Source organism: Micromonospora sp. WMMA1976, from assembly GCF_027497335.1.
Taxonomy (GTDB): domain Bacteria; phylum Actinomycetota; class Actinomycetes; order Mycobacteriales; family Micromonosporaceae; genus Micromonospora; species Micromonospora aurantiaca.
In genome coordinates this window covers 2,786,125-2,812,741 of record NZ_CP114912.1, presented here as the reverse complement: position 1 = coordinate 2,812,741, position 26,617 = coordinate 2,786,125, and the positions used below count along the sequence as shown (strand labels likewise).

Sequence of the window (26,617 nt, the reverse complement as noted above, 5' to 3'; positions counted from 1 at the left end):
GACGGGCCCCGGCCGGTCATCGGGGATGGGACGTGGTGGCCGGCGTGTAGCCCCGCTCACCGGCGGTGACGTCGAAGACGAGCTGGTCGTCGCGGGTGTCGACGGTGACCTTCTGCCCGGGCGAGATCTCGTTCTCCAGCAGCATCCGGGACAGCCGGTTGTCGACCTCGCGCTGGATCACCCGGCGCAGCGGGCGGGCTCCGAACTCGGGCTGGTAGCCGTGCTCGGCGAGCCAGTCGACGCCGGCGGTGCTGAAGTCGACCTGGATGTCCTGGGCGTGCATGCGGCGGCGGGTCTCCTCCAGCAGCAGCCCGGTGATCTGGCGCAGCTGCTCGGCCTCCAGCCGCTGGAAGATGATCACCTCGTCGATGCGGTTGAGGAACTCCGGGCGGAAGTTCTCCTGGAGCCGGCGCATCAGCCGTTCCCGCAGCTCGTCGCTCTCCTGCTCGCCGGGCGCGCCGGTGGCGAAGCCGACGGTGCGCTGGGTGCCGGTGATCAGCTCCGAGCCGAGGTTGCTGGTCATGATCAGGACGGTGTTCTTGAAGTTCACGGTGCGGCCCTGGCTGTCGGTGAGCCGTCCGTCGTCGAGCACCTGGAGCAGGATGTTGAACACGTCCGGGTGCGCCTTCTCGATCTCGTCCAGCAGCACCACCGCGTACGGGCGGCGCCGCACCGCCTCGGTGAGCTGGCCGGCCTCCTCGTAGCCGACGTACCCGGGCGGGGCGCCGACCAGCCGGCTGACCGTGTGCCGTTCCTGGAACTCGCTCATGTCCACCCGGACCATCCGGTCCGCCTCGCCGAACAGCGCCTCGGCCAGGGCGCGGGCCAGCTCGGTCTTGCCGACGCCGGTCGGGCCGAGGAACAGGAAGCTGCCCATCGGCCGGTCCGGGTCGGCCAGGCCGGTACGGGAGCGGCGTACCGCCTCGGAGACGGCGCTGACCGCGTCGTCCTGGCCGATGATCTTCTCGTGCAGGTGCCCCTCCAGGCGCAGCAGCCGGTCGCGTTCCTCCTCGGTGAGCTGGGTGACCGGGATACCGGTGGCCCGGGAGACCACCTCCGCGATCTCCGTCGGCCCCACCTCGGGCACGTGGTTGGGGCCCTCGTCGCCGCGGGCACGGCGGACCTGGTCCTCCAGTTCGGCGAGCCGGTCGCGCAGCGCGGAGGCCCGCTCGTACTGCTCGTCGGAGACCGCCTGCTCCTTGTCCCGGCGTGTCTCGTCGAGCTGCTGCTCCAGCTCGCGCACGTCCTCGGCGGGGGTACGGGTGCGCAGCCGCACCCGGGCGCCGGCCTGATCGATCAGGTCGATCGCCTTGTCCGGCAGGAACCGGTCGGTGACGTACCGGTCGGACAGCTCACCGGCGGCGATCAGCGCCTCGTCGGTGAACCGGACCTGGTGGTGCGCCTCGTACCTGTCGCGCAGACCCCGCAGGATGGCGATGGTGTCGTCGACGGTCGGCTCGGGCACCAGCACCGGCTGGAACCGGCGGGCCAGCGCGGCGTCCTTCTCGATGCTGCGCCGGTACTCGTCGAGCGTGGTCGCGCCGATCACCCGCAGCTCGCCGCGCGCCAGGGCCGGCTTCAGCATGTTGGACGCGTCCATTCCGCCCTCGCTGCCGGCGCCGCCCGCGCCGACCAGCGTGTGGATCTCGTCCAGGAAGATGATCAGCTCCTCGCGGTGGGCGCGGATCTCGTCGATCACCTTCTTCAGGCGCTCCTCGAAGTCACCCCGGTAGCGGGTGCCGGCGACCAGGCCGGACAGGTCCAGCTGGATCACCCGCTTGCCGATCAGCGTCTGCGGCACGTCGCCGTCGCAGATCCGCTCGGCCAGGCCCTCGACGATCGCGGTCTTGCCGACACCGGCCTCGCCGATCAGCACCGGGTTGTTCTTGGTCCGCCGGGACAGGATCTCCACCGCCTGCTCGATCTCGTCGGCCCGGCCGATCACCGGGTCGATCTGGTCCATCCGGGCCAGCTCGGTGAGGTCCTGGCCGTACTGGTCGAGCGTCGGGGTGCCCCGGTCCGGGCGCGGGACGTTCGTCGCGCCGCGCTCGGCGCTGGCCGCCTGCAACGACTCGGGCTGGATCCGGCCGGCGGCGAGCATCCGGCCGGCCGGCGACTCGGGGTTCAGCGGCAACGCCATCAGGATGTGCTCGGGACCGATGTAGTTGGCGCCCATCGCGCGGGAGAGCTGGTGGGCGTCGAGCAACGCCCGCTTCGCCGCCGGCGTCAGCGACAGGTTCGGCGGCACCTCGCCCCGCGGCGCACCCTCGCCGGGCCCGCCCAGCGCGCCCAGCAGCGACTCCGGGTCGGCGCCGGCCCGGCGTACCAGGTCGCGCAGCGGCTCGCGCTGCAAGGCCGCCCAGAGCAGGTGGTCGGTGTCCAGGTCGTTGCTGTGCTTCTGAGCGGCGCGGCGGGCCGCGTCGGCGAGCATCTCCCGCGCGTCGGCGGTCATCAGGCGCGTGATGTCGACCCGGTGCGCCGGCCGGCGTCCCCCCTCGCCCCGGCCGAAGTATCGGGCCAAGAACTCGTCCCAGGGGTCGTTGCCGAAGTCACCCGGTCCCATCATCTCGTCCTCCGCAGTCAGTCGGCACGACCGGCACCCGGCACGCGCGGCACGGTCGGCGGTGGCTACCCGGCGGTCGGCGCGACAAACGCGACCGGATGGCAGGCTGGGGGCATGGAGAGCAGACCGCTGCTGATCGTGGACGGCGCGAACGTGGTGGGCTCGCGCCCGGACGGCTGGTGGCGGGACCGGGCCGGCGCGGCGGTCCGGCTGCGCGACGCGCTGGCGTCCGTCGGGGACGCGGGCGTGCCGCCGGAGCTGCCGCCGCCGGTGCAGGTGGTGCTGGTGGTGGAGGGCGCGGCCCGGCACGTGCCGCCCGCGCCCGGCGTGGACGTGGTCTCCGCGCCCGGCTCCGGCGACGACACGATGGTCGAGCTGGTGGCCGCCGCGCCGGATCGGCGGCGGGTGGTGGTCACCGCCGACCGCGAGCTGCGCGAGCGGGTCACCGCACTCGGCGCGGAGGTACGCGGCCCGCGCTGGCTCGGCCGCTAGGACGCCGGTCCCGCTCGCGGGACCGCGGTGTCCGCCGGCAGGACCGCCGGCCGGGGTCTTCGCGCACGTCAGCGCGGGAACCGGACACGAGGGCCGCAACCACGCGAGGGTGGATGTTCGTCCACCCGTTCCGATGGGTTGTAATGGAGATCTCTTCCGCCCCCAGGAGGTCCCCGTGGCGAGCGTCGCCGAGCTGAAGGCCGCCATCGATGTCGCTCTCCAGCAGATCGGTGACGGCCAGACAGCGGTGCAGGCCGCCGGCGAGAAGCTGGCCGAGGCGCAGCAGACCCTGGCCGGCGCGCTGGAGGGCAGCGGCCACGAGACGGTCGAGGCGGCGCAGGCCTCGCTGACACAGGCCGGCCAGGAGCTGGAGGAGTGTCTGGCCGCGACACTGGTCGCGGTGGAGCAGGCACAGCTCTACGTCGCGACGCTCTGAGGCCCGGCCGTGTCCATCGTCGAGGACATCGGCGCGCAGGTGCGCGCCGCCGCCGAGGAACTGCCGCTGGCGCAGCTCGCCGCCGCGTTGGAGAAGCTCGGCCAGGCGCAGGAGCGGCTGCGCTGGGTACGCCAGGAGTCGTCCGACCCGATGGGGGTGCCGGAGCTGTCCTCGGCCACCGAGCACGCCGAGACGGCCGGCTACGCGCTGCGCGTGGCGCAGGAGCAGCTCACCGCGTACCTGGCCGCGATCGGGCTGGCCCCCGACGGCGCTCGCCCGACCTTGCCGGGCGAGCGGCCGCCGAAGCACGACACGCCGCGCGGCGAGGAGCCGCCCGTGCCCGGCCCGGCCGCCGAGCCGGGCGAGCAGCCGGCGGTGCGGCGCTGGTGGGCGGTGCGGGTGGCGGAGCTGACCGGCGGCCGGGAGGGTGCGCCGGACGAGCCGGACGAGCGCGTCGTGGACTCACACGAGTTGCTGCGCCGGGTGGCCGCCGGGGTCCGCTCCGGCGACCGGGACCGGCTGCACCGCGAGCTGCGCCGGGCGCACGCCGACGTGGGGCTGGGGCTGGCCGCGATCACCCCGCCGCTGCTGCGCGAACTGGCCGGTGAGCTGCTCGGCCATCCGCCCCGCGCGGACGACCTGCCCCGGCTGCGCGGCGCGCTGGACTCCCGGGTCCGCGACCTGCTGCCCGGGCTGCCGCGGCCGGTGCTCGACACGCTGCTGACCCGGGTGTGCCGGATGCCCCCGCCGCGCCGCGACGACGACGCGGAACAGCCGCACGCGGCCGACCCTGCGGTCACCGCCGGTGTGCTCACCGGCGTACTGCTCGACCGGCTGGGCCGGGACCTGCCCGAGGACACCGACGAACGGGAGCCGTCCCGTGGCTGACGTCCGCGCTCGACTGGTGACGCGGGTCCGGGGGATGCTCTCCGAGGCCCTCGGCGCCACCCGTACCCGGCTCGCCACCGCCGAGGCCGACCTGGCCGCCGGGCGGGACCGGCTCGCCCGTACCCGCCGGGCCGCCGCGGCGGTGCCCGCCCGGGTGGGTGCCGCCCGCGACCGGCGCCTGGCCGAGATCGACGCCCGGCACACCGCCCGCCTCGCCGAGCTGGCCCGGCGGGCCGCCGCCGCGGCGCAGCGGGAGGCGCCCGGCGCGGCGTCCGCGCCGTGGGACCGCTGGCAGGCCACGCCCGCCGGCCGGTCCGAGCCGCCGGGTGCCCTGCGCGTCGGCACGGTACGCCTCGACGGCGCCGAGCCGGTGCCGGCGCTCGTCCCGCTGCTCGATGCCGGGCACGCGCACCTGGCCGGCGGCGACCGTGCCGGGCTGGCCACCGTGGTACCGGCACTGCTGCTGCGCTCGGTCGGGCGGGCCGACCCGGGCGCGGTGCGGCTCTACGGGTACGACCCGGAGCACCTGGGCGGCGGGCTGGCCGGGTTCGCGCCGCTGGGCACGGCCGGGCTGCTCACGTTCGTCGGGCCGGGCGGGTTGGGCCGGCTGCTGGACGACCTGGTGGAACAGATCCGCCGGATCAACGCCACCGTGCTCGCCGGTGAGTACGGCTCGCTGCGCGAGCTGGCCGCCGCCACCGGACGCCGCCCGGAGCCGTGGCGGGTGGCGGTGCTGCTCGGCGGCGACGAGCTGTCCCGGCACGAACGCGGCCAGCTCGACCGGGTGGTGCGGACCGGCGCGGCCTGCGGCGTGCACCTCGTGGTCCGCGGCATCGAGCTACCAGACGACCCGACAGTCACCCGGATCACCGTGGAGCCGGACGACGCCCGGGTGGCCGGGCTGCCGGTGGTGCTCGACGCGCCGCCGCCGCCCGCCCTGGTCACCGAGACGTGCCGTACCGTCGCCTCCCGGGTGGCCGCCGGCCCGCCGCCGACGCCCTTCACCGACCTGCTCCCGCCGCCGGACGAGTACTGGCGGGAGGACTCCGCGCACGGCCTCAGCGCGCCGATCGGCGAGGGCCCGCACGGGCGGCAGGTGCTGCTCACGCTCGGCGACTACCCGCCGCACGCGCTGATCGGCGGCCCGTCCGGCACCGGCAAGACGAACCTGATCTTCGCCTGGATCGGCGCCCTCGCCGCCCGGTACTCCCCCGCCGAGCTGGAGTTCTACCTGCTGGACTTCAAGGAGGGCGTGTCCTTCGCCCGGTTCGCGCAGGGCCGGCGCGACCCGAGCTGGCTGCCGCACATGCGGCTGGTCGGTATCAACGTCAACACCGACCGGGAGTTCGGTCTGGCGCTGCTGCGCTTCCTCGCCGAGGAGCTGCGCCGTCGCGCCGACGCGGCGAAGAAGCACGAGGTCACCAAGCTGGCCGAGCTGCGCGCGGTGGACCCGGACGGGCACTGGCCGCGCATCGTGGCGGTGGTCGACGAGTTCCAGGCGCTGCTCGCCGGGCGGGACGTGGTCGCCCGGGAGGCCGCCGACCTGCTGGAGGACCTGGCCCGGCGGGGCCGGTCGCAGGGCATCCATCTGGTGCTCGCCTCGCAGGACGTCCGCGGCATCGAGGCGCTGTGGGGACGGCCGGCGCTGGTCGCCCAGTTCACGCTGCGGATCGCGCTACCGAAGGCGCTGCGCATCCTGGCCGAACGCAACGACGCGGCGCAGTCGCTGCCCCGTCACCACGCGGTCGTCAACGCCGAGTCGGGCCTGGCCGAGGGGAACGAGGTGGCCCGGATCCCGTCGGCGAGCGACTGGGAGACGTGGAGCGAGCTTCAGCACCGGCTGTGGCGGATGCGCCCGCAGGACGCCGCGCCGGCCCGGCTGTTCGACGGCGACGCGATCCCGAAGCTGGCCGACGCGCCGGACTTCCGGGCGCTCACCGCGCCGGAGCAGGGCGTGCCGCGCAGCCCGGTGGCGCTGCTCGGCGAGATCATCGACGTGCAGTCCCGCTCGGCGGCGCTGCGGCTGCCCCGCGCGCCGGGCCGCAACCTGGCGGTGCTGGGCACCCGGGTGGACGAGGCGTGCGCGGTGCTCGACGCCGCCGCCCGGTCGCTGGCGCGGCAGTACCGGCCCGGCACCGCCCGGTTCTCCATCGCCTGCCTGGATCCGGACGCCGACCCGGCCGCCCGCGCCCTGTACGAGGACCTGGAAGGCGACGCCTCCTGGTACGACGAGGAGACGGTGCCGGAGCTGATGGCCGAGGTGGGTGACGGACTCGGCGCGCCGGGTGCGGCGCGTACCCCGCACTTCCTGCTGCTGTACGCGGTGGACGCGGCCGCCGCGGCGCTGGCCGGCAAGGCCGGTACGCGCACCGGGCTGGAGCAGTTGCGCCGGATCCTGCACGACGGGCCGGAACGGCGTACGCACGTGCTGGCGTGGTGGCGTGGCGTGGCCCGGATGCGGGTGGACCTGGGCGGCGCGGGCGCGCGCACGGATCAGATCGGCGCCTGGGTGGCGCTGGACGTGCAGGGCGGTGAGCTGGGCTCCTCGCTGTATCCGGGCAGCGGCGGGCCGGACTGGTATCCCCGGCCGTGGCGCGGTCTCTACTTCGACCGGGCGGTGCACCGCACCGGACAGGTGATCATCCCTTATGGTCCCTCCCGATGAACGAACCGGTTGCCAGTGAGACGTACAGCGCGCAGATCCGCCGGCTCGCCGAGCTGACCGCCCGGGTGGCCGCCCAGCGGGCCGAGGCGCACACCTGGTACGACCAGCAGGTGGCCGCGGCCGACCGGGCGGTCGCGGAGGCCGCCGAGCAGGTGCGGCAGGCCGAAGCGGAGGTGGCCGAGGCGTCCCTGCTCGTGGAACGCGTCGACGGCGAGGTCACGCACCTGTGGACGCAGTTGCGGGCCCGGCTCGGCGGGAGCGCGCGGCGGCTGGGCGACCCGCCCGGCCCGGTACGCGGCGCGGCCGGTGACCCGGTGCCGCTGCTGCGGGCGGTCCGGGAGCTGCTGGACCGCACCGGCTCGCCGGGCGAGCTGCCCGGTTCGGTGAACCCGCTGCTCGTCGCGTGCGGGATCGGCGGGGCGCTGGTGGCGTACGCGCTTGGGGTGGGCGCGCGGGCCCTCGCGGCCGGTTCCAGCGGCGATCTGGCGGTGGGCCTGCCGGTGCTGGCGCTGGTGGTGACGCTGCTCGGCCCGGTGATCGGGCTGGCGCCGGCGCGGCTGCTGGCCGACCGCCGCCACGCGGTGCTGACCCCCCGCCCGATGATCCTGGTGGCCGCTTCCGGCCTGGTCACGACGCTGCTCCTGCTGACGGTGACCTACACCCGCTGACCGCCGCCCCGCGCGCCGGCTCTCCCGCCGTCGATCATGAGGTTGGCGGCGCGACACGCCGTCGCGCCGCCGGTCAACCTCATGATCGCCGGGATCAGGCGGGGGTCAGGACGGCCTCCTTGAGGAGGCGGCGGGCCAGCGTCAGACGATCGGCGTCGTCGTCGAGGCCGGGCAGGTCACCGACTCGGGTCACCTCGCCGGTGAGCAGCGCGCGCAGCGCGGCCTCGCAGGTGCCGGGCAGGGTGAGCGTGCGGTCGGGCACCCGCAGCGTGACCCGTCCGTCGGCGGCCGGGGTGAGCTGCCACCGCAGGCCGCCGCGTACCGCGACCTCGCTGTCCGCGCTCAGCCGGGCCAGCGCCTGCGCCTGGGCCAGCGGCCGGATCGGCGCCGGACGGGCGGCCGGCCACACCCGGGCACGCAGCCGGCCGGCCACCGCCGCCGGGTCGGCCCGCAGCAGCCAGTCGCGCAGCGCCTCGACGGTCTCGGTCAGCTCCGGCTCGATCGCGTCCGGGTCGGCCAGGTCGAGCCCGAACGGCAGGCTCGCGCGCAGCCGCGCGTCCTCGGCGGCGAGCGCGAGCAGCTCCTCGACCACCGCGTACCGGGTCAGCGCCCGGATGCCCACGGTCAGGTGCAGCGAGCTGGACTCCTGCGCCTGGGCGCTGTGCAGCCAGCCGCGCGGCAGGTAGAGCGCGTCGCCCGGTTCCAGCACCACGTCCAGTTCGGGGCGGCCCTCGGCGGTCGCGGAGACCTCGTCGGCCCGGCCGCCCCACGGCTGGCGTTCCAGCGGGTCGGCCAGCACCGGCGGGTGGATCCGCCAGTGCTTGCGTCCGTCCACCTGGAGCACGAACACGTCGTGGGTGTCGTAGTGGGTGGCGAAACCCTGGCTGCCGGCCGGGGTCAGGTAGGCGTTCACCTGCAACGGCTGGGCCAGCGCGGTGCCCAGGTCGCGGGCGAAGTCGACGATCGCCGGCCAGGTGCGGTGCAGGCCCTGCAGCACCAGCGTCGCGCCGTTGGCGTACAGCGCCAGCACCTTCTCGTCCAGGACCTGGTCGCCGATCTCGGCGCCCGCGCCACCGCCGCCGGTGAACCGCGCCGCCGGCACCAACTGGCCGTCCTTCGCCACCCGCAGGAACGGGGTACGCAGGCCGCGGCGGCTGAGCAGCTCGTCGGCGTCGGCGGTGCTGAGCAGGTCGGTGAAGCCGTCGGCGTTCGGCAGCTCGGCGGCGCGGGACAGCAGCGGGCTGCGCCCCCAGTGGTCGGCGGCGAACTTGGCCGGCTCCACCGCCACGCACCGGGCCAGCGCCTCGGTCGCGGAGAACGGAACCGCCGGGCGGCCGTGGCCACCCGGCGGGTCGACGTGCGTGGTGCTCATGTGTCAGGCGCTGCCGTCGGCGCCGCCGTCGTGCTGACCCGGGGTCGCGCCGCCGTCGGCCGGACCTTCGGCGCTGCCGTCCGCGCCACCGTCGTGCTGACCCGGAGTCGCGCCGCCGTCAGCGGGGCCCTCCGCGCCGCCGTCCGCGCCACCGTCGTGCTGACCCGGAGTCGCGCCACCGTCGGCCGGACCCTCCGCGCCGCCGTCCGCGCCACCGTCGTGCTGACCCGGGGTGGCACCGCCGTCGGCCGGGCCCTCCAGGCCGCTGCCGCCGCTGCTCTGGATGTCGTCGTCGTTCAATGCCATGGGTGCTCCCTCGGTGTGCCGCCCCGCGTGGTGCCGGGGTCCGTGTGCAGCGGGTGGTACCCCACGCCCGATCTTCTCTAACCACACCGTAGACGCCCGGACGCCGCCGTACGGACGGTTCGCGGGGCAAGCGGTGGGAGTGGGCGAGTGCCAGGATGGCGGGAGGACGACGCGAGGAGACGCACGTGACGCAGCCGGAGCCACTCACCCCGCTGACCGAGGACTGGCAGCGGGCGCTGGCAGTGGTGGCCCACCCCGACGACCTGGAGTTCGGCGCCGCCGCCGCGGTGGCGCGCTGGACCGGGCAGGGCAAGGAGGTCGTGTACTGCCTGCTCACCAGCGGCGAGGCGGGCATCGACGGGATGACGCCGGAACGCGCCCGGGTGGTGCGCGAGGAGGAGCAACGGGCCTCCGCCGCCGTGGTCGGGGTGTCGGAGGTCGAGTTCCTCGGCCTGCCCGACGGGCTGCTGGAGTACGGCGTGCCGCTGCGCCGGGCCATCGCCGCCGTGGTGCGCCGGCACCGGCCGGACGTGGTGCTGACGAACAACTTCCGGGAGACGTGGGACGGGGCGTACGCGCTGAACCAGGCCGACCACATCGCCTGCGGCCGGGCCACGCTGGACGCGGTCCGCGACGCCGGCAACCGGTGGATCTTCCCGGAGCAGCTCACCGACGGCACACAGCCGTGGTCGCGGGTCCGCGAGGTGTGGGCGGCCGGTTCGCCGATGGCCCGGCACGGGGTGGACGTGACCGACACGTTCGACAGGGGTGTGGCGTCGCTGCGGGCGCACGGGGCGTACCTGAGCGGGCTCGGCGACGGCGGTTTCGACGCCGAGGAGTTCCTGGAGGGCATGGCCCGCCCGGCCGGCAGCCGGCTCGGCGCACGGTTCGGCGCCACGTTCGAGGTCTTCCAGATCAACCTTCAGTAGGGCACGGCGATGTTCCTGGTCGGCACGTCGGGCTGGCAGTACCGGGACTGGCGGGAACGGTTCTACCCGGCCGGGCTGCCACAGCGGCGCTGGCTGGAGCACTTCGCCGCGCGGTTCGCCACGGTCGAGGTGAACAACGCGTTCTACCGGCTGCCGGAGCGAGACACGTTCGTCGCGTGGCGGGAGCGTACGCCCGGCGACTTCTGCGTGGCGGTGAAGATGAGCCGCTACCTGACGCATATCAAGCGGCTGCGCGACCCGGCCGAGCCGGTGGCCCGGTTCCTGGACCGCGCGTCCGGGCTCGGCGACCGGCTCGGCCCGGTGCTGGTGCAGCTCCCGCCGACGCTGCGCGCCGACCCGGACACGCTGGCCGGCGTGCTGCGCCGGTTCCCCGCCCACGTGCGGGTGGCCGTCGAGCCGCGACACCCGTCGTGGTGGACCGACGACACCCGGCGGGTCCTGGAACGGCACCGGGCGGCGCTGGTCTGGGCGGACCGCCTCAGCCGGCCGATCACTCCGCTGTGGCGCACCACCGACTTCGGGTACCTGCGGCTGCACGAGGGGCGGGCCCGGCCGTGGCCGCGCTACGGGCGGGCCGCGCTGGCTAGCTGGGTGCACCGGCTGGGCGGGGAGTTCGGTGACGGCGACCCGGCGTACGTCTACTTCAACAACGACCCGGGCGGCGCGGCGATCGTCGACGCGGTCGCGTTCGCCGGGCTGGCCCGGCGAGCCGGGCTGCCGGTGTCCCGGACGCCGGCGGCCCGCCCCGCCGAGGGGGCGGGACGGGCCGGTCCGGTGCCGGATCAGGGAATCATCTGACGCAGGTCACCCGGCATGGTGGCCTTCACGTCCTCCCACTCGCCCTGGGTGACGTGCCGCCGCAGCGTGTCCAGCACGACCTGCACCACCCGCTGCGCGCCGCCCTCGACGTCGTACGGGAAGCCCTGGCGCACCTCGTACAGGAAGTCGTCGCGGTTGAGCTTGATCGGCACGTTCTCCGGTTGCCAGCCGTCGAAGTAGATCCCTCGCACCAGCACCGGCAACTGCTGGGCGAACTCGGCGCTCTCCTGCACCGGCAGCCGGTCCCGCAACAGGTGCAGCACGGTACGCAGCGCGGCGTAGGACTGGTTGCGCTGTTCCTTCGGCCAGCCGTACGCGGACTCGATCTCCTTGAGGATCACGTTCGTCTTGTCCAGCGAGGACTCGAACGCGGACAACAGCTGTTCGGCCATCGGGCTCACCCCCGTACTTCGGTCTCCCAGCGTCGGTCGTCGGCGCGGCGCGGCGGACCGCTGGGGCCCCGCCACAACCGGGTCGGACTGAACCGGCCGGGCCGTTCGGCCCGCCGTGGCGCCTCGGAGCTGCCGACCACGTGCAGTACGCCACCGCGGCGCCGGTCCGCCACCACCCGTACCGTCATGACCCACCTCCTCGTCGCGGCGCCCGAGCCGGCGCCCACCGTTCATGCTGCGGCGGGGGTGGGTGAGTGGACCTCACCCGGACCGGGTGAGTCGCTCAGGCGTCCAGCAGGCCGGCGAGTGTGGTGGCGTTGCGCTGCGCGTAGTCCCGATAACAGTTGTTCATCAGGATGTGTGTCTGCCCGGCCTCGCCGGCCAGCTCGCGCAGCTTCGGCGCCCAGTCGCGCAGTTCCCGCTCGGAGTAGTCGTAGCCGAACTTCTCGTGGATGTCCTTGCTGGTCCACTTGTCGCTGTGCCCGTGGAACCGGACCACCGCGAGGTCCGCGGTGGCCGCCAGCACCGGCGGTACTGACGACTTGTGTCCCTGCGGCATGTCCACGCAGACGAAAGGCAGGTCGTGCTCGCGCAGGAAGCCGAGCGTCTCCTCGGCGTTGTCGCCGTCGAACCAGGAGGCGTGCCGGAACTCGACCACCGGACGCAGCGGCGCGCACCGGCGGGCCACCTCCAGCAGGTACTGCTTGTTTGCGCGCTTGATGGTGAACCAGGGCGGGAACTGGAACAGCAGCGCGCCCAGCTTGCCGGCCTCGACGAGCGGGTCGAGGGCGGACAGGAACCGGGTCCACACCTCCTCGTACGCCTGCGCGGGCAGGTCGTCCGGGTAGACGTTGCGCTTGTCGGTGTCCGGGCGCAGGTCCTTGTAGAGCGCGGAGACGCGGGTGGGGTGGCCGGTCAGCAGGCTGAACGCCTTGACGTTGAACGTGAACCCGGGCGGGGTGCGTTCGGCCCACAGCCTGGCGGTCCGCTCGGCCGGCGGCGAGTAGTAGGTGGCGTCCACCTCGACCAGCGGGAACTGCCGGGCGTAGTAGGACAGCCGCTTCTCCGGGGTGTCGGCGCTCGCCGGGTACCAGCCGGAGTCGAGCAGCGTCCGGTCGGTCCACGAGGCGGTGCCCACCTTGATCTCACCCATGATGGGAGTTCACCGCGCTGCAGGACCGACCGGAAACCGGAACGGCGTTCAGGCCGCCCGCCGCTCCCTGGTCTGCTTGCAGGCCACACAGGAGGTCGCGGACGGGAAGATCTCCAGCCGCTCCACCGGGATCGGGGCGGTGCAGCCCTCGCAGAAGCCGTAGGTGCCCTCGTCCAGGCGGGTCAGCGCGTGCTCGAACTGGGCCCGCCGGTCCAGGATGGTGCGCAGCAGCGACTGCGCGGTGTCCCGCTCGGCGGTCTTGGTGCCGCTGTCGGCCTGGTCGTCGCCGGCGGTGTCGCCGACCTCCACCAGCCGCAGCACCTGGCTCTGCGCCACGGTGTTCTCGTACTCGGCGGTCAGCTCGTCGTACCGCGACCGCAGGGACTGCCGGATCTGGTCGACCTCCGCCTGGGAGCGGCCGGTGGCTGTCGTGTCGTGGACGAGCATCGCTGCCTGCCTTTCCTACACCCTCATACCGGACCGGGGCGGCCAGCGCCCCGGACCCGGTCCGACTGTGGATGCGCGGGCGACGAGATCACCCGTGCTCTGTGAGCCGGGCGATTACCCCCGCCCTCGGCGGGTCAAACCGGCTGTTTCCTGAGTGTTTCCGGTGAGTCCGCAGCCGCTGGTCAGGCGGCCTCGACGAGCGCCGGACGACGCGGATCGTCGGCCCGGACCACCACGTCGGCGAAGGACGCCGGGTCGACCTCGCCGGCGTAGCGGGCGAACGCGGGCAGGGTCCAGCGCAGCGCCGGGTCGGTGCGCCGCGCAAGCGCCGCCGGGGAGAGCACGAGGTGGACGGTGACGTCGAACGGCAGCGTGCCGCCGAGCAGCAGCGCGCCGCTGACCAGGACCACGCCGCCGGGCGGCAGATCGACGTACGCGGCGCGGCTGGCCCGGTCGGCGGCGGCGTCCCACAGTGACGGCAGCAGCCGGCCGGAGCCGTCCGGGCCGGCCGGGTCGAGCACCTCGCGGCGCAGCCCGGGTTCGTCGAGCCAGCCCTCGTAGTACGCGTCGGGGTCGGTCCGGCCGTGCTCCAGGCGTACCGAGGCGGGGCGGAGGAAGTCGCCGGCGCGGACGTGCAGCACCGGCCGGCCGGCGGCGCGCAGCGGGTCGACGAGCGCCCCGGCGAGCGTGTCCGGCCCGGCGGCGGGTGGGCCGTCCACGGCGACCCGCAGCCGGCCGGGCGTCCCGGTGCGGGCGAGACGCTCGGCCAGCTCGGTGACGAGCCGGTCGGGGCTGATCGGGCGCACGCGCATCGGACCATCGTGCCGCGCGGGCGGGCGGGTCACCACATGATCGGTTCGGGCGGTCGGGGCTCCGTCCGGCGCCGATCGGCGGGTGGTGGTCCCGGACGGTCAGCCGGTGCGGTCGATGGTGACGCGGGCGTCGTCGGCGAGCCGGTAGCCGACGCCGTAGACGGTGGTGACGAGCGGGACGTCCACGCCGACCTTGCCGCGCAGCCGGCGTACGTGCACGTCGACGGTGCGGACGCCGGCGTGCTCGTACCCCCAGACCGCGTTGAGCAGTTGCAGCCGGGTGAACACCCGGCGCGGGTGGGCGACCAGGTGCAGCAGCAGGTCGAACTCCAGGCGGGTCAGCGGCAGCGGCTCGCCGTCGCGCAGCACCGACCGGGACGACGCGAGGATGTGCAGGGTGGGGATGGTCGGAGCGAGCGGGCGGGCCGGAGCGCGGCCGCCCGGCACGGCGTCGGGCCGGCGCTCGGCCGGGACCGTGCCCGCGCTGACCACCGCGTCGCCGCGTTCGAGCATCTCGCGGGCGGCGTCGAGCAGCCGGCGGGCGGCCGGGGTCAGCGACTCCTCGCAGGCCAGGGGAATGGTGAGGGTGACGGTGAGCATGGGCGCGGCGGCCGTGTTCGCGGGACGACGCTGGCCGCCCGGGGGGCGACCGGGGACCGCGGGTTGGGACGTATGCCATCCGGCGCGCGACGAGGCGGGGCTGACCGACATGGTCCTCCTTGGGCTGGTCCGGGTATCTCCCCACGGCCCGGGACGCCGCTTCATCGATGCTTCCCGGCGTCTCTGCGAGGGTCAAGGGGCGGCCGCGTTGCATGAATGTGACATTTGACGAACACATCGCAGCCGTGCGCTCGCTCTGCGTGCGAGGCCCGTTGATTACAGCAGAGCACCGATTCGCGGTGGTACGGGGGGTCTCCCCGGGCGTTCACAATGGCGGATCAGCGGCGAACGTGAACGCGGCGCACCCGATCCCGGGGTGCGCCGCGTGCCGGCCGGGCCGGGGTCAGGCGTCGCGGTCCACGAGGATCGCGGCGTCGTCGGCGAGGCGGTAGCCCACGCCGTACACGGTGGTCACCAGCGGCGTGTCCGGCCCGAACTTGGCCCGCAGCCGGCGCACGTGCACGTCGACGGTGCGCGCCACGGCGTGCTCGTAGCCCCAGACGTTCGCGAGAAGTTGCAGGCGGGTGAACACGCGGCGGGGATGTTCGGCGAGGAACAGCAGCAGGTCGTACTCGATGCGGGTCAGCGGGATCTCGGCGCCGCCGTGCCGGACCCGCCGGGTGCCGGTGAGGATGCGCACGCCGCCGGGGACGGGCGCCGCCGGGGCGGCGGCGTCGCCGCGGCGCAGGTCGAGCACGGTACGGGCGGGTGGCCCCTCGCCGGAGGCGGCCAGTCCCTCGCCGGACGCGGCCAGTTCGTCGAGCAGGTCGACCAGGCGTGCGAGGCCCGGCGTCAGCGGCCCGGCGCCCAGGTCGAGCGTGATGGTGAGCGTCGGTGCGGTACGCGGCCGGGGCGGCACGGCCCGGTCGGGGCGGCCCGGGCGGGCCGGACGGGTGGTGAGGGCGACGACGGACATGGGAGCCTCCTGTGCGGGCGGTCGCCCCGCCCAGCCGGGTGCGGCGGGACGGTCAGCGGAGCGCCCCGGCGGCGGTGACCGGGGGCGCGGCGGACGAGGGTCGGGTCGGCGGGGTGGGACCGAGGGTGGGCAGGCCGGCGATCTGCCAGGCGGCGAAGCCGCCGACGACGTCGGTGGCCCGGTGCAGGCCGAGGTCCTGGAGCGCGGCGGCGGCCAGCGACGAGGTGTAGCCCTCCTGGCAGAGCACGATCACCGGGACGTCGTAGCCGGTCGCCTGCGGCAGCCGGGCCGCGCAGCGCGGGTCGAAGCGCCACTCCAGCACGTTGCGTTCGACCACGAGGGAGCCGGGCACTGTGCCCTGCGCGGCACGCTGGGCGGCCGGGCGGATGTCCACCAGCAGCGCGCCGCCCCGGCACGCCAGGTGGGCCTGCTCCGGGTCGAGCCGGCGCAGGCGGGCGCGGGCGGCCGCGAGGATCTCGTCGATGCCCCGCGAGCCGGGCGGCGGGACCGGACAGCGCTCGGTGCGGGTGGGGGTCTGCGCCATCGTGGCGTCCTTCCGTTCGTCGGGGTTGCGAGGGCGGCTCACCAGGCCACACCGGCTCGGGCCACCTCGGCGACCCGGAGCCGGCCGGCGACGAGGTGGTAGCGGGTCATCCGGGTCAGCGCCGGCCGGTACACGTGCACGCTGACGGCGGGCTCGTCGCCGTGGTTGGTGACCTGGTGCACGTGCCGGGCGCCGAAGCGCCGACCGGCTCCGGCGGCGAGCCGGTGCGGGCGCAGCCGCCCGCCGCTCACCGTCTCCTCGGTGAGCACGCCGGCCACGACCAGGAACGCACCGGCCGAGCCGCCGTGGTCGTGCAGGCCGGTGCCCTGTCCGGGCAGCCAGCTCAGCGCCCACACCTCGTGTGCGTCGCCGGCGTCCAGCCGGGCGTACCAGCGCTCGGGCGCCTCGAATCGCAGCGGCACCGGCCAGCCGTCCGGGTCGGCCCAGCGGGCGGCGACGGCGAGCAGGTCGGCGGGAACGGTGCTGGTCATCGGCGGTGCGTCCTCACGGTGCGGAGCGGATGTGCTCCCACAGCTTAGACGGTAAAGCCTATCGGTTTAGTAGGTAATACCGAATACTGGGACGCCGGGCGCGGCTCAGCGGAGGACCGGCGGGCCCACCTGGTAACCCGGCACCGACGGCCAGCGGACGGTGAGCACCGTGGACTCGCGCTCGGCGTACCAGGAGTGGTCCACACCCCGGCCCCACACCACGTAGTCACCGGGCGCGCGCAGCACCACCGTCCGGTCCGGCAGCTCGATCCGGAACGCGCCGCTGATCAGCACCAGCAGGGCGGTACGCCGCTCACCGGTGGCCCACCGGGACCGGGTCTCCCCCGCCGGGTGCACGCCCCACTTCACCTCCACGTCGGTGCTGTGCCGCACGTCCCCGGCCGGCTTGAAGTGGCCCAGCAGCCAGCCCGCGTCGGTCGCGCCGTCCACCGCCGCGTTGCCCACGTACACCCGATCGTCCATGTGCGCGCCTCCCGTGCCCGGCTGCGCAAGGTACCAGGCGCGTCCGGCCGCGACGCCATAGCCTGGGCGGATGCCCGACGAACTCGACGACGAGACCATCGCCTTCGCCCACCGGATGTTCGACCTGGCGCGGGCCGGCGCCACCGAGGAACTTGCCGCCAACGTGGACGCCGGGCTGCCGGTCAACCTCACCAACGCCAAGGGCGACACGCTGCTGATCCTCGCCGCGTACCACGCCCACCCGGAGACGGTGGCCGCGCTGCTGGCGCGGGGCGCCGACCCGGCCCGGGTGAACGACAGGGGGCAGACCGCGCTCGCCGCGGCGGTGTTCCGGCGCCAGGAGGCCGCCGTCCGCGCGCTGCTCGACGCCGGCGCCGACCCGGACCACGGCGGACCGTCCGCGGTGGAGACCGCCCGGTTCTTCGAGCTGCCCGACATGCTGACGCTGCTCGGCCGCGCGTGACCGGCGGGCGGTATACAGGGACGGTGGAGGATCCCGTACCCGAGCAGATGCGCACGGCCGCCGCGGCGTTCCTGGCCGCGCTGGACGAGCCGGCCCGCGGCGCCGCCCGGCACGCCTTCGATGACGAGCCGGCCCGGCGGTGGCTGGAGTACCGGCCGCGGCCCCGGCCCGGCGTCGCGCTCGCCGGCCTGGACGTCGACGCCCACAAGGCCGCCCACCGGCTGCTCGCCACCGCGCTCAGCCCGGCCGCGTACGCCCAGGCCATGACCGTGATGGCGCTGGAGGAGGTGCTGGACCGGGCCGAGGACTGGCGGCGCGGCCGGCACAGCGGCGACTACTGGGTGGCCGTCTTCGGCGACCCGGCCCGCGACGACGACTGGGCCTGGCGGTTCGAGGGACACCACCTGTCGGTGAGCATGACGGTCGCCGACGACCGGGTCTCACCCGCGCCGGTCTTCCTCGGCGCCAACCCGGCCACCGTCCGGCACGCCGGCCGCCCGGTCTCCCGGCCCCTGGGCCCCGAGGAGGACCTGGCCCGCGAGCTGCTCGACGCGCTCGGACCGGCCGGCCGCTCCGCCGCGATCATCGCCGACGAGGCGCCCGCCGACATCATCAGCGCCACCCGGGCCACCGCGCCGGGACGGCTCGACCCGCTCGGCGTACCCCGGGGGCGGCTGCGGCCCACCGGCCGGGCGCTGCTCGACCGGCTGGTCGCGCTCTACCTGGACCGGCTCCCGCCGGAGCTGGCGGCCCGGGAGGCCGACCGGCTCGACGGCGGCGAGCTGCACTTCGCCTGGGCCGGCCCGGTCGAGCCGGGCCGGCGGCACTACTACCGGGTGCAGGGCGACGACCTGCTGATCGAGTACGACAACACCACCGACGACGGCAACCACGCGCACACCGTGCTGCGCCGCCCGGCCGGTGACTTCGGCGCCGACGTGCTGGCCGCGCACCACGCCGCCGCCCACCGGCCCGGCCCGCTCAGTCCCGGCGCGCCTCGATGAGGAAACGGCGGGCGTACGCGACGAACGGTCCCTCGGCGCGGATCCGCTCGTCCAGGCGGCGCAGCTCGTCGGTGTAGCGGCCGACGGTGAAGCCGGGCACCGTCCAGACCACCTTGCGCAGGAACCAGACCACCGCGCCGATGTCATGGAAGACGGCACGCAGCGTGGCCTCACGCAGGTCGACCACCGTCAGCCCGGCGGCCCGCGCTTCGGCGACCGCCGCCTCCGGATGGCGGTGCTCCGGCGGCGGCAGCGGCCCGAGGACGGCCTCGCTGAGCTCCCGCATCGTGCCGGGGCCGATCTGCTGGGACAGGTAGGCGCCGCCGGGTCGCAGCACCCGGGCCACCTCGCCCCACCAGGTGTGCACCGGATGACGGCTCACGACCAGATCGAAGGCGGCGTCCCGGAACGGCAGCGGCGGGCGGTCGCCCACCCGCACCACGGACGCGCCGAGCGGGCGCAGGTGGCGCCGGGCCACCGGCACGTTCGGCGGCCACGCCTCGGTGGCGACCAGCAGCGGCGGCGGCGCGGGCACCTCGGCCAGCACCTCTCCCCCGCCGGTGTCGATGTCCAGCGCCGCGTTCACGGCGGCCATCCGTTCGCCGACCAGGCGCGCGTACCCCCAGGGCGGGCGCTCCTCGGTGGCGCGGCCGCGCAGCCAGTCGAAGCCCCAGCCCTCGACCGGCGCCGCCTCGGCTTCGGCTACCAGTTCCTCGAACGTGCCGACCATGCCCGTGAGCCTGCCGCCCGGCGGTGGCTGCGGCAACGCATTTCCGCAGGGGTCAGAACGGGCGCGGGCGGGCGATCTCGACTGTGGACCCGGCGGGCACGTCGCCGAACGTCTCGAAGCCGCTCGGCTCGGCGGCCCGGTCGAACTGCTGCATCAGCCGCGCGCCCAGGGCCACCCCGACCGCGCCGACGGCGAGCGCAACGAGTTCGGCGGCGAGCAGGGCGCCGTTCGCGCCCCGCTGCGGCGCGTTCGCCCGGATCAGGCAGGACAGCAGGAAGAGCGCCGCCATGACGGCGTTGACCAGGTTGAACGTCAGCACGGTCCGGCTGGTGCGCCCGGCGCGGACGTCCCACAGGTCGACCAGGCCGGCGACTGTGGTGAGCCCGGCGGCGACGAGCGCGGCCACGGCGGTCCAGTAGCCCACCTCGCCGAGGAACGCCGGGCCGCCGGCCACGTCGGCCAGGTCGAAGACCGCGGCGCAGACGAACAGGCCGAACGGGAACGTGACAAGCATCGGTTGAATGGGATGCCCCTGCACCCGCAGTCGGCTCTGCATCGCTTCCTCCCCAGGTCGGCGCAGCTCACCAGTCCAGAGTGCTACCCGAGGTGCCGCGGGGTGAAACGACTGTCGCTCAGTTGTCCCGGGGCCGGGAGACGGTCAGCACGAGCCTCTCGGCCACCTCGCGCAGCGGGATGTCCAGCGAGGACGCGGCGCTGCGCAGCACCCGCAGGGCCTCCGGGGCGGGACAGCCACGCTGCGTCATGATCACGCCGACGGCCTGCCCGACCACGCCCTCGGCCAGCAGCGAGTCGTCGATCTCACCGGCCCGGGAGGCGGCCCGCTCGCGGTCACGCGCGGCGGCCAGCAGCAGACCGGCGTGCTCGGCGAGCAGCATCGCGGTGAGCTGGTGCCGGGGGGTGAGCGCGTCGGGCGCCTCCGCGTACAGGTTGATCGCGCCGATCACCTGCTCGTCCACGTCGACCGGGGCGGAGATCACCCCGTGCACGCCCAGCGCGCGGGCCCGCTCGCTCCAGGCCGGCCAGCGCGTCTCGTCGGGCAACCCGCCCGCGATGATCATCTCCCGGCGGCGGATCGCCGTCATCGCCGGTGTGTCCGGGCCGTGCCGCAGGTCGTCCAGCTCGGCCCGGTCCGGGTCGGAGGCGGCCACCCCGGCGGGCTCACCGGCGCGCAGCGCGGTGAAGCCGCAGCAGTCCACGCCCGGCACGGCGTCGCGGGCGATCCGGACCAGGCGGTCAAGCGCCTCGTCGAACCCGGCCGCACCGATCAGGCCGGCGGTCAGCTCGCGCAGCAGCGCGGCCGTCTCCAGCACACCGAGGTTGTCGATCATGGGTTGGCGCGTGTCGAGGTTCACCGGGCCGGGGCCTCCACCGTCCCCGCGTGCGTCCGCGCGGTCTCCCCGTCCGGCACCGTTGCCTGTCCCATGTCCGTCCCTCCTGTGGCCGGGCCCCGGCCTACTACCCTCGCAGACCGCAGGCGAAACCGCGCAAAAAGGCCCCTCCCGGTCGCACCGGAAGGGGCCTTCGGCGCGGGTCAGCGCGACCCGGAGATGAGCCGCCGACCCACCGAGGCGATCAGCCGGTCCAGCTCCGAGCCGAACGGGTTGTCGTGCACGAGGTAGGTCCAGGTGGCGGTCGGGCGCACCAGCTTCGACGAGTCCGGCTCCCAGCCCTCGTCGAACTCGGTCTCCTCGAACGTGGCCACGGTCCGCGTCTCGATCTCGGGCACCAGCGCGTTGAACGCCGGCACCGCGCTGCGGTGGAACTCGTCGAGCGGGTCGAGCCGGCCCAGCGCCCGCAGGTGCACGCCCTCGCGTACCTCGGACAGCTCGGCCAGGTGGTCGGCCCAGAGCCGGTCCAGGTGGTAGAGGGCGATCTTGCGGGCCACGTCGGCGAGCAGGTCCTCGTCCATGTCGCCGGCCTTCTCCGGCACCCGCTCCAGCAGCATCAGCGCGGCGATGTCGCTGGTCAGCAGCCGCTCCCGGCGCTCGGCCAGCGCCTTGCGCTGCTGCTCGATCACCTGGCTGTAGCGCCACGTGTTGCGGTGGATCTCGTGGTTGACGCCCTCGGCGACCCGCTGGGCGTGCTCCACCGCGTAGTCGACCTGCGGGTCGGTGACCAGACCGTCGGCGTTCATCCGGGGCGAGGCCGGCACGGTGTCGCCGGCGTGCCGGACCACCAGGTCGTCCTCCAGGCTGACGAAGAACACCGACCCGCCCGGGTCGCCCTGCCGGCCGGCCCGGCCGCGGAGCTGGTCGTCGACCCGGCGGCTGTCGTGCCGGCCGCTGCCGATCACGTACAGGCCGCCCAGCTCCGCCACCCGGTCCCGGTCGGCCTGGTCGCTGCCGCCCAGCCGGATGTCGACGCCCCGGCCGGCCATCTGGGTGGAGACCGTCACCGCGCCGTACGCGCCGGCCTCCGCGATGATGCCGGCCTCCTCGTCGTCGTTCTTGGCGTTGAGCACCACGCACGACACGCCGGCGGCGTTGAGCGCGGCGGCCAGCCCCTCGGACTCCTTGACGTCGAGCGTGCCGACCAGCACCGGCCGCCCCGCCTCGTGGCAGCGCGTGATCTCGTCGACCAGCGCCTCCTCCTTCTCGGCGCGGGTGGCGTAGATCCGGTCCGGCTCGTCCTCGCGGACGCAGGGGGTGTTCGGCGGGATCACCGCGACCTCGAGGCCGAAGAACTCGCGGAGCTGGTCGCCGACGAGCACCGCGGTCGCGGTCATGCCGCAGACCGTCGGGTAGAGCGCGATGTACGCCTGCACGGTGATCGTGCCCAGCACCTCGCCCTCGGCGGTGGCGTCCAGGCCCTCCTTCGCCTCGACCGCGGCCTGCAGCCCGTCCGGCCAGCGGCGGCGCTGCGCGACCCGGCCGCGCATCTCGTCGATCAGCTCGACCGAGTCGTCCCGGACGATGTAGTCCACGTCGCGGTGCAGCAGGGCGTGCGCGTGCAGCGCCACGTTCACCGCGGAGAGCTGCCCGACGTGCTCCTCGTCGTACAGGTCGATGCCACCGAGCTTGGCCTCGACGGTGGCCAGGCCGACCGAGGTGAAGGCGACGCTGCGGCCGTCCTCGGCGATCGTGTAGTGCTTGCCCTTGCGCAGGCCGCGCACCAGCGCGGCGGCCGCGTGCACCGGATCCTGCTCGCCGCCGACCGCGCCGGCCAGCACCATCGGCACCCGGGCCTCGTCGATCAGGATCGAGTCGGCCTCGTCCACGATCGCGGTCTTCAGCGCCGGCTGCACCCGGTCGGCCAGGTCGGTGACGAGCTGATCGCGCAGGAAGTCGAAGCCGGCCTCGCTGACCGAAACGTAGGTGACGTCGCAGCCGTACGCGGCACGCCGCTCGTCGGGCGTGGACGCCTCGTTGACCCAGCCGACGGTCAGGCCGAGCAGGTCGTAGACGGGCGTCATCCACTCGGCGTCGCGGCGGGCCAGGTAGTCGTTGACGGTGAGCACGTGCACCGGGCCGTTGCCCAGCCGCACGTGGCCGTACGCGGCGACCGTGGCGGTGAGCGTCTTGCCCTCACCGGTGGCCATCTCGGCGACCTTGCCGGACAGCAGCGCCATCGCGCCGAGCAGCTGTACGTCGTAGGGGCGCTGGTCGAGCCCGCGCCGGGCCGCCTCGCGGCCGATCGCGCAGATCTCCTCGTACCCCGTGGCCCGGCCGGCGGCCTCGGTCAGCTCGGCGTCGGAGAGCTGCTCCAGGTCCGCCTCGCGCGCCTCGATCGCCGGCAGCAGCTTCTCCAGCGGCGCCAGGTCGACTGTCGTCCCCGGGCGCTGGAGGAACCGGCGGAACCTGGTCTTCAACCGTTGCGACACACCCATGAGCGGCAACGGTACGCGAACCGGAGCCGATTGTGACCCCCGCCCACCGCGCGTCTCCCGCCCACCGTCCGCCCGCTTCCGTCGATCATGAGGTTGACGGCATGTCGTGTCCGTTTTGTCGCCGTCAACCTCATGATCGACGCCCTGGGAGGGGGGTCAGGGGGTGAGGACCACCTGGAGTTCGGTGCGGCGGCGGTCGGCCAGGTCGGTCAGCAGGGTGGGGGCCTCGTCCAGGGGGACCACGGCCGAGATCAGGTGCTTGCGGATCACGTCACCGAACTGGCGCAGCAGCTCGATCGTCTCCGCCGACAGCCGCTCCCGGTCCCAGGTGGGCGCCAGCCCGCGCGGCACCCGGCCGATCTGCGCGCAGCGCAGCGACAGCCCGTTGTGGTGGAACTCCTCGCCGAGCCGGACCGCGTCCGCGCCGGCCTGGTAGAACGCCAGGTCGATCACCGTGCCCTGCGGGCGCAGCAGGCGCAGCGCGAGCTGCAACGCCCAGTCCTGGCCCCGGCACTGGAACACCACGTCGGCGCCCCGGTCCCCGGCGGCGTGGTTCCACCGCGTCTTGAGCACCACCGCCGGGTCGTCCGCGTCCGGGTCGAGCGTGTCCAGGCCGAGCGCCTCGGCGACCTGCCGCCGGGCCGGTGTCGGGTCGACCACGACCACCGAGGCGGCGCCGTGCCGGCGGGCGAACAGGGCGGTCAGCAACGCCACCACGCCGCCGCCCACCACCGCCACCCGGCGGCCGCGTACGCCGTCACCGAGCGTGCGCACGTCGGTGCCGCACAGGTCGGCGGCGGCGTGCAGCAGTCCGTTGGCGCAGATCGGGCCCATGTGCGCGACGTACACGCCGAGCATCGGGTCCAGGTCGTCGGGCAGCGGCACGAACCGTTCGGTGAGCGGGTCGGCCACCCAGCCGCTGCGGTGCCCGTACGTCATGGCGCCGACCTCGCCCACCGCGACGGCCGGGGTACGGCTGGCCACCACGCGTCCGACCTGCATGTAGCCGAGCCGGGTCACCGGGTACGGCGTGCTCGCCTCGCCGGGCCGGAACAGCCCGAGCGCGGCGTCCCAGGTGACGTGCAGGTAGGGGTTGGTGCCCTTGACGAAGCTCAGCTCGGTGCCGGCGGACACGCCGCTGTAGAGCGTCTCCACCCGGAAGGTGCCCTCGCGCAGCTCCGGCGCGTCCAGTTCGGCCAGCTCGACCCGGCCGGGGCCGCCGACCACCACCACCCGGTCACGCATCGACGCCCACCCCCGCGTCCGCGACCGGCGCGGTGAGCCGGGACGCCGGGCCGGTCGGCAGCGCCACCGGCCGTCCGGTACGCGCCGACTCGGCCACGGCGAGCGCGAGCCGGTGGGTGCGCAGCGCCTCGGCGTACGGCACCCGGACGTCGTCGCCGAGGCCGCACACGGCGTCGACGAACGCCCGGTCGACGGCGACCCGCGCGCCGTCCGGGTCGGCGGGCAGGTGCCGCTCGCCGTCGGCGTCGCGGACGGTCAGGCCGTCCTCGGCCAGCCACAGCGCCAGCCCGTCGGCGAGGATCTCCAGCCCGGCGCGGTGCTTCCAGCCCAGCACGCAGGACGCGGCGAGCGTGCCGACCGCACCGGAGCCGAAGCGCAGTGTGGCGGCGGTCACCGAGTCGATGTCCGCGCCGTCGACCGGCGGCGGGCTGCCGTCGCCGTACGCGGTCACCTCGACCGCCTCGCCGGCCAGCAGCCGGACCAGGTCCAGCACGTGCGCGGCCTGCTCGACGACCGGGCCGCCGGAGCGGTCCCGTCGCGCCCACCAGGCCACCGGCGGCACCTTGTCCAGCCAGGCGCCGTTGACCATCCGCACCGGACGGCCGGCGAGCAGCCGCCGGGCCTCCTCCACCACGTGCAGGTAGCGCCAGTGGTGCCCGACACCGGTGAGCAGCCCGCGCTGCTCAACCAGCGCGGCGACCCGCTCGGCGGTCTCCAGGTCCAGCGCCACCGGCTTCTCCACGAACATCGGCACGCCGGCGGAGACCACCGCCTCCTCGACCGGGCCGTGCGCGAACGGCGGCACGCAGACGTACACCGCGTCCGGGCCGGCCGCGAGCAGCTCGTCCACGTCGCGGAACACCCGGCCGCCGTACGTGCCGGCGAGCGCGGCCGCCGCGTCCGGTGCGACGTCGGTCACGCCGAGCAGCTCCACGTCCTCGAAGCCCGTGAGCACCCGGGCGTGGCGTTGCGCCACCCCACCGGCTCCGACTAGTCCCACTCGGCAGGTACGCATCCGACCAACCCTCTCGCCACGACTGGAAGACTGCGGTCACCACTCCCCCCGGCAGCCGTCCGCGAAACGCCGCCGAGGGGCGCAACGCAACGTTCATCCGCCCGGAACCTCCCGGTACGCACCTGGTGATCAGGTTGTTGGGCAAGATCCGGTTAGCGCGGATGCGGGATTGGGAAAACCATGGTCCGCGATTCCACCACTAATGGGGGGTGCCCGTGCGGGAATCAGATTCGACCGTCTCACCTGTGGTAGAGGCGTGGGCCACGTACCGCACCAGCACCGCCGACGACTGGCCGGCGCGGCGACTGGTACGGGCCAAGGGTGCGAGCCGGGTCAGCGTGGTGCTGCCGGCCCGCAACGAGGAGGCGACCGTCGGCGCGATCGTGTCGACCGTCCGGGAACACCTGATGGACCGCGTGCCGCTCGTCGACGAGCTGATCGTGGTGGACTCCCGGTCCACGGACCGGACCGCGCAGGTGGCGCGCGCGGCCGGCGCCGAGGTGGTCAGCCAGGACGCGATGACGCGCGGGCTGCCCCGGCTGGCCGGCAAGGGCGACGCGCTCTGGGCCGGGCTGGCGGCGGCCGAGGGGGACGTGGTCGCGTTCGTCGACGCCGACCTGCGTGAGTTCCGGCCGCACTTCGTGACCGGGCTGCTCGGGCCGCTGCTGACGGATCCGGGCGTGGAGTTCGTGAAGGGCTTCTACCACCGGCCGCTTGTCGGTGCGACGAGCGTGGAGCCCGACGGCGGCGGGCGGGTGACGGAGCTGATGGCCCGGCCGCTGCTGAACCTGTTCTGGCCGGAGCTGGCCGGGTTCGTGCAACCGCTGGCGGGCGAGTACGCCGGCCGCCGCGAGGTGCTGGAGCGGGTGCCGTTCGTCACCGGGTACGGCGTCGAGACGGCCATGCTGATCGACCTGCTGGAGCTGGTCGGGCTGGACGCGCTGGCCCAGGTCGACCTGGGCGAGCGCAAGCACCGGCACCAGGACACCGCCGCGCTGGGCCGGATGTCCGCGCAGATCATGCTGACCGCCTGGTCGCGGCTGCAACGGCGCGGGTGGGCGGCGCCGGGGGTGGCGCCGACCGCGCTGCTGACCCAGTTCCGCCGGGGCGGCTCGGAGGCGCTGCCCAACCTGGACCGGGAGATCGTCGTCAACGACGTATCGGTGCAGGAACGCCCGCCGCTGGCGCAGATGCGGCACCGCCTTCCCCGCCGCCGGGTGGCGGCGGCGTGACCGGCCAGGACGTCGGAGAGGACA

Annotated in this window: 29 protein-coding genes; 10 read left to right on the top strand and 19 right to left on the bottom strand. The window is 74.8% G+C overall.

Features of this window, described 5'->3' with window-relative positions; translation table 11 throughout:
- Nucleotides 1-16 precede the first annotated feature (16 nt).
- Complete coding sequence (locus O7546_RS12960; RefSeq protein WP_194801618.1) at nucleotides 17-2,566, bottom strand: ATP-dependent Clp protease ATP-binding subunit; 2,550 nt, start codon at nucleotides 2,564-2,566, stop codon at nucleotides 17-19.
- Nucleotides 2,567-2,677: 111 nt separating this feature from the next.
- Between O7546_RS12960 and O7546_RS12955 the strand changes: the two genes are divergently transcribed.
- The 5 genes from O7546_RS12955 to O7546_RS12935 all read left to right on the top strand — a co-directional run bounded on the left by O7546_RS12955 (nucleotide 2,678) and on the right by O7546_RS12935 (nucleotide 7,712).
- Entirely contained in the window at nucleotides 2,678-3,055 is a 378-nt protein-coding gene (locus O7546_RS12955; RefSeq protein ID WP_194801619.1) for a hypothetical protein, read from the top strand.
- A 175-nt stretch (nucleotides 3,056-3,230) separates the two neighbouring features.
- Entirely contained in the window at nucleotides 3,231-3,491 is a 261-nt protein-coding gene (locus O7546_RS12950) for a hypothetical protein (RefSeq protein WP_013286060.1), read from the top strand.
- A gap of 9 nt (nucleotides 3,492-3,500) precedes the next feature.
- Entirely contained in the window at nucleotides 3,501-4,379 is an 879-nt protein-coding gene (locus O7546_RS12945) for a hypothetical protein (RefSeq protein ID WP_194801620.1), read from the top strand.
- A complete protein-coding gene (locus O7546_RS12940) occupies nucleotides 4,372-7,044 on the top strand; it encodes an FtsK/SpoIIIE domain-containing protein (RefSeq protein WP_281600967.1) in 2,673 nt (890 codons plus the stop codon). The genes O7546_RS12945 and O7546_RS12940 overlap by 8 nt, the downstream gene beginning before the upstream one ends.
- Nucleotides 7,041-7,712, top strand: coding sequence for a hypothetical protein (locus tag O7546_RS12935; protein ID WP_194801622.1), 672 nt, complete (start codon nucleotides 7,041-7,043; stop codon nucleotides 7,710-7,712). Before O7546_RS12940 ends, O7546_RS12935 begins: the two co-directional genes overlap by 4 nt.
- 94 nt (nucleotides 7,713-7,806) lie before the next feature.
- On the opposite strand, the gene O7546_RS12930 is transcribed toward O7546_RS12935, so the two are convergent.
- Nucleotides 7,807-9,084 carry a cupin domain-containing protein gene (locus tag O7546_RS12930; protein ID WP_194801623.1) on the bottom strand — a complete coding sequence of 426 codons (1,278 nt, stop codon included), beginning with the start codon at nucleotides 9,082-9,084 and terminating at the stop codon, nucleotides 7,807-7,809.
- Nucleotides 9,085-9,087: 3 nt separating this feature from the next.
- Nucleotides 9,088-9,390 (bottom strand): hypothetical protein, encoded by a 303-nt coding sequence (locus O7546_RS12925; protein WP_026268594.1) that lies wholly within the window; start codon nucleotides 9,388-9,390, stop codon nucleotides 9,088-9,090.
- A 185-nt stretch (nucleotides 9,391-9,575) separates the two neighbouring features.
- Between O7546_RS12925 and O7546_RS12920 the strand changes: the two genes are divergently transcribed.
- Nucleotides 9,576-10,319, top strand: coding sequence for a PIG-L deacetylase family protein (locus O7546_RS12920; protein WP_194801624.1), 744 nt, complete (start codon nucleotides 9,576-9,578; stop codon nucleotides 10,317-10,319).
- Between the two features lie 9 nt (nucleotides 10,320-10,328).
- On the top strand, nucleotides 10,329-11,138 hold the full coding sequence (locus O7546_RS12915; RefSeq protein ID WP_281600966.1) for a DUF72 domain-containing protein: 810 nt from the start codon (nucleotides 10,329-10,331) through the stop codon (nucleotides 11,136-11,138).
- Here O7546_RS12915 and O7546_RS12910 read toward each other — a convergent pair.
- The 10 genes from O7546_RS12910 to O7546_RS12865 all read right to left on the bottom strand — a co-directional run bounded on the left by O7546_RS12910 (nucleotide 11,123) and on the right by O7546_RS12865 (nucleotide 17,057).
- Nucleotides 11,123-11,551 (bottom strand): DUF2267 domain-containing protein, encoded by a 429-nt coding sequence (locus tag O7546_RS12910; RefSeq protein WP_194801626.1) that lies wholly within the window; start codon nucleotides 11,549-11,551, stop codon nucleotides 11,123-11,125. The two genes, O7546_RS12915 and O7546_RS12910, sit on opposite strands and share 16 nt — an antisense overlap.
- A 5-nt stretch (nucleotides 11,552-11,556) precedes the next feature.
- Nucleotides 11,557-11,739, bottom strand: coding sequence for a hypothetical protein (locus O7546_RS12905; RefSeq protein WP_262015572.1), 183 nt, complete (start codon nucleotides 11,737-11,739; stop codon nucleotides 11,557-11,559).
- A 95-nt stretch (nucleotides 11,740-11,834) separates the two neighbouring features.
- A complete protein-coding gene (locus O7546_RS12900) occupies nucleotides 11,835-12,704 on the bottom strand; it encodes a DUF72 domain-containing protein (protein WP_194801627.1) in 870 nt (289 codons plus the stop codon).
- A 48-nt stretch (nucleotides 12,705-12,752) separates the two neighbouring features.
- Complete coding sequence (locus O7546_RS12895; protein ID WP_194801628.1) at nucleotides 12,753-13,151, bottom strand: TraR/DksA C4-type zinc finger protein; 399 nt, start codon at nucleotides 13,149-13,151, stop codon at nucleotides 12,753-12,755.
- A gap of 182 nt (nucleotides 13,152-13,333) precedes the next feature.
- Complete coding sequence (locus O7546_RS12890; RefSeq protein ID WP_194801629.1) at nucleotides 13,334-13,963, bottom strand: uridine kinase; 630 nt, start codon at nucleotides 13,961-13,963, stop codon at nucleotides 13,334-13,336.
- A gap of 99 nt (nucleotides 13,964-14,062) precedes the next feature.
- A complete protein-coding gene (locus O7546_RS12885; RefSeq protein ID WP_269696868.1) occupies nucleotides 14,063-14,674 on the bottom strand; it encodes a winged helix-turn-helix domain-containing protein in 612 nt (203 codons plus the stop codon).
- Between the two features lie 292 nt (nucleotides 14,675-14,966).
- The gene (locus tag O7546_RS12880) at nucleotides 14,967-15,539 is read right to left on the bottom strand and encodes a winged helix-turn-helix domain-containing protein (protein WP_194801631.1); all 573 of its coding nucleotides are present in this window, start codon (nucleotides 15,537-15,539) and stop codon (nucleotides 14,967-14,969) included.
- A 52-nt stretch (nucleotides 15,540-15,591) separates the two neighbouring features.
- The gene (locus O7546_RS12875) at nucleotides 15,592-16,083 is read right to left on the bottom strand and encodes a rhodanese-like domain-containing protein (RefSeq protein WP_194801632.1); all 492 of its coding nucleotides are present in this window, start codon (nucleotides 16,081-16,083) and stop codon (nucleotides 15,592-15,594) included.
- A gap of 38 nt (nucleotides 16,084-16,121) precedes the next feature.
- Entirely contained in the window at nucleotides 16,122-16,574 is a 453-nt protein-coding gene (locus O7546_RS12870; RefSeq protein WP_194801633.1) for a cysteine dioxygenase family protein, read from the bottom strand.
- 105 nt (nucleotides 16,575-16,679) lie between these two features.
- Entirely contained in the window at nucleotides 16,680-17,057 is a 378-nt protein-coding gene (locus tag O7546_RS12865) for a signal peptidase I (protein WP_194801634.1), read from the bottom strand.
- 70 nt (nucleotides 17,058-17,127) lie between these two features.
- Here O7546_RS12865 and O7546_RS12860 point away from each other — a divergent pair, with 70 nt between their 5' ends.
- Both O7546_RS12860 and O7546_RS12855 read left to right on the top strand, forming a co-directional pair.
- Nucleotides 17,128-17,520 carry an ankyrin repeat domain-containing protein gene (locus O7546_RS12860; RefSeq protein WP_194801635.1) on the top strand — a complete coding sequence of 131 codons (393 nt, stop codon included), beginning with the start codon at nucleotides 17,128-17,130 and terminating at the stop codon, nucleotides 17,518-17,520.
- 23 nt (nucleotides 17,521-17,543) lie between these two features.
- Nucleotides 17,544-18,524 (top strand): DUF3500 domain-containing protein, encoded by a 981-nt coding sequence (locus O7546_RS12855; protein ID WP_194801636.1) that lies wholly within the window; start codon nucleotides 17,544-17,546, stop codon nucleotides 18,522-18,524.
- Here the strand turns inward: O7546_RS12855 and O7546_RS12850 are convergent.
- The 6 genes from O7546_RS12850 to O7546_RS12825 form a co-directional block, all read right to left on the bottom strand.
- Nucleotides 18,502-19,254, bottom strand: a complete 753-nt coding sequence (locus O7546_RS12850) for a class I SAM-dependent methyltransferase (protein WP_194801637.1) — start codon at nucleotides 19,252-19,254, stop codon at nucleotides 18,502-18,504. The two genes, O7546_RS12855 and O7546_RS12850, sit on opposite strands and share 23 nt — an antisense overlap.
- Before the next feature lie 52 nt (nucleotides 19,255-19,306).
- Nucleotides 19,307-19,768 (bottom strand): DUF2231 domain-containing protein, encoded by a 462-nt coding sequence (locus O7546_RS12845; RefSeq protein ID WP_281600965.1) that lies wholly within the window; start codon nucleotides 19,766-19,768, stop codon nucleotides 19,307-19,309.
- Between the two features lie 118 nt (nucleotides 19,769-19,886).
- On the bottom strand, nucleotides 19,887-20,603 hold the full coding sequence (locus O7546_RS12840; protein WP_228532436.1) for a GAF and ANTAR domain-containing protein: 717 nt from the start codon (nucleotides 20,601-20,603) through the stop codon (nucleotides 19,887-19,889).
- 203 nt (nucleotides 20,604-20,806) lie between these two features.
- Nucleotides 20,807-23,101: an accessory Sec system translocase SecA2 gene (gene secA2 / locus O7546_RS12835; RefSeq protein ID WP_194801640.1), complete on the bottom strand. Its 2,295-nt coding sequence runs from the start codon at nucleotides 23,099-23,101 to the stop codon at nucleotides 20,807-20,809.
- Nucleotides 23,102-23,257: 156 nt separating this feature from the next.
- Nucleotides 23,258-24,346 (bottom strand): zinc-binding dehydrogenase, encoded by a 1,089-nt coding sequence (locus O7546_RS12830; protein ID WP_281600964.1) that lies wholly within the window; start codon nucleotides 24,344-24,346, stop codon nucleotides 23,258-23,260.
- Entirely contained in the window at nucleotides 24,339-25,361 is a 1,023-nt protein-coding gene (locus tag O7546_RS12825) for a Gfo/Idh/MocA family oxidoreductase (protein ID WP_281600963.1), read from the bottom strand. Before O7546_RS12825 ends, O7546_RS12830 begins: the two co-directional genes overlap by 8 nt.
- Nucleotides 25,362-25,576: 215 nt before the next feature.
- Between O7546_RS12825 and O7546_RS12820 the strand changes: the two genes are divergently transcribed.
- Nucleotides 25,577-26,593 (top strand): glucosyl-3-phosphoglycerate synthase, encoded by a 1,017-nt coding sequence (locus O7546_RS12820; protein WP_281600962.1) that lies wholly within the window; start codon nucleotides 25,577-25,579, stop codon nucleotides 26,591-26,593.
- Nucleotides 26,594-26,617: the final 24 nt, after the last annotated feature.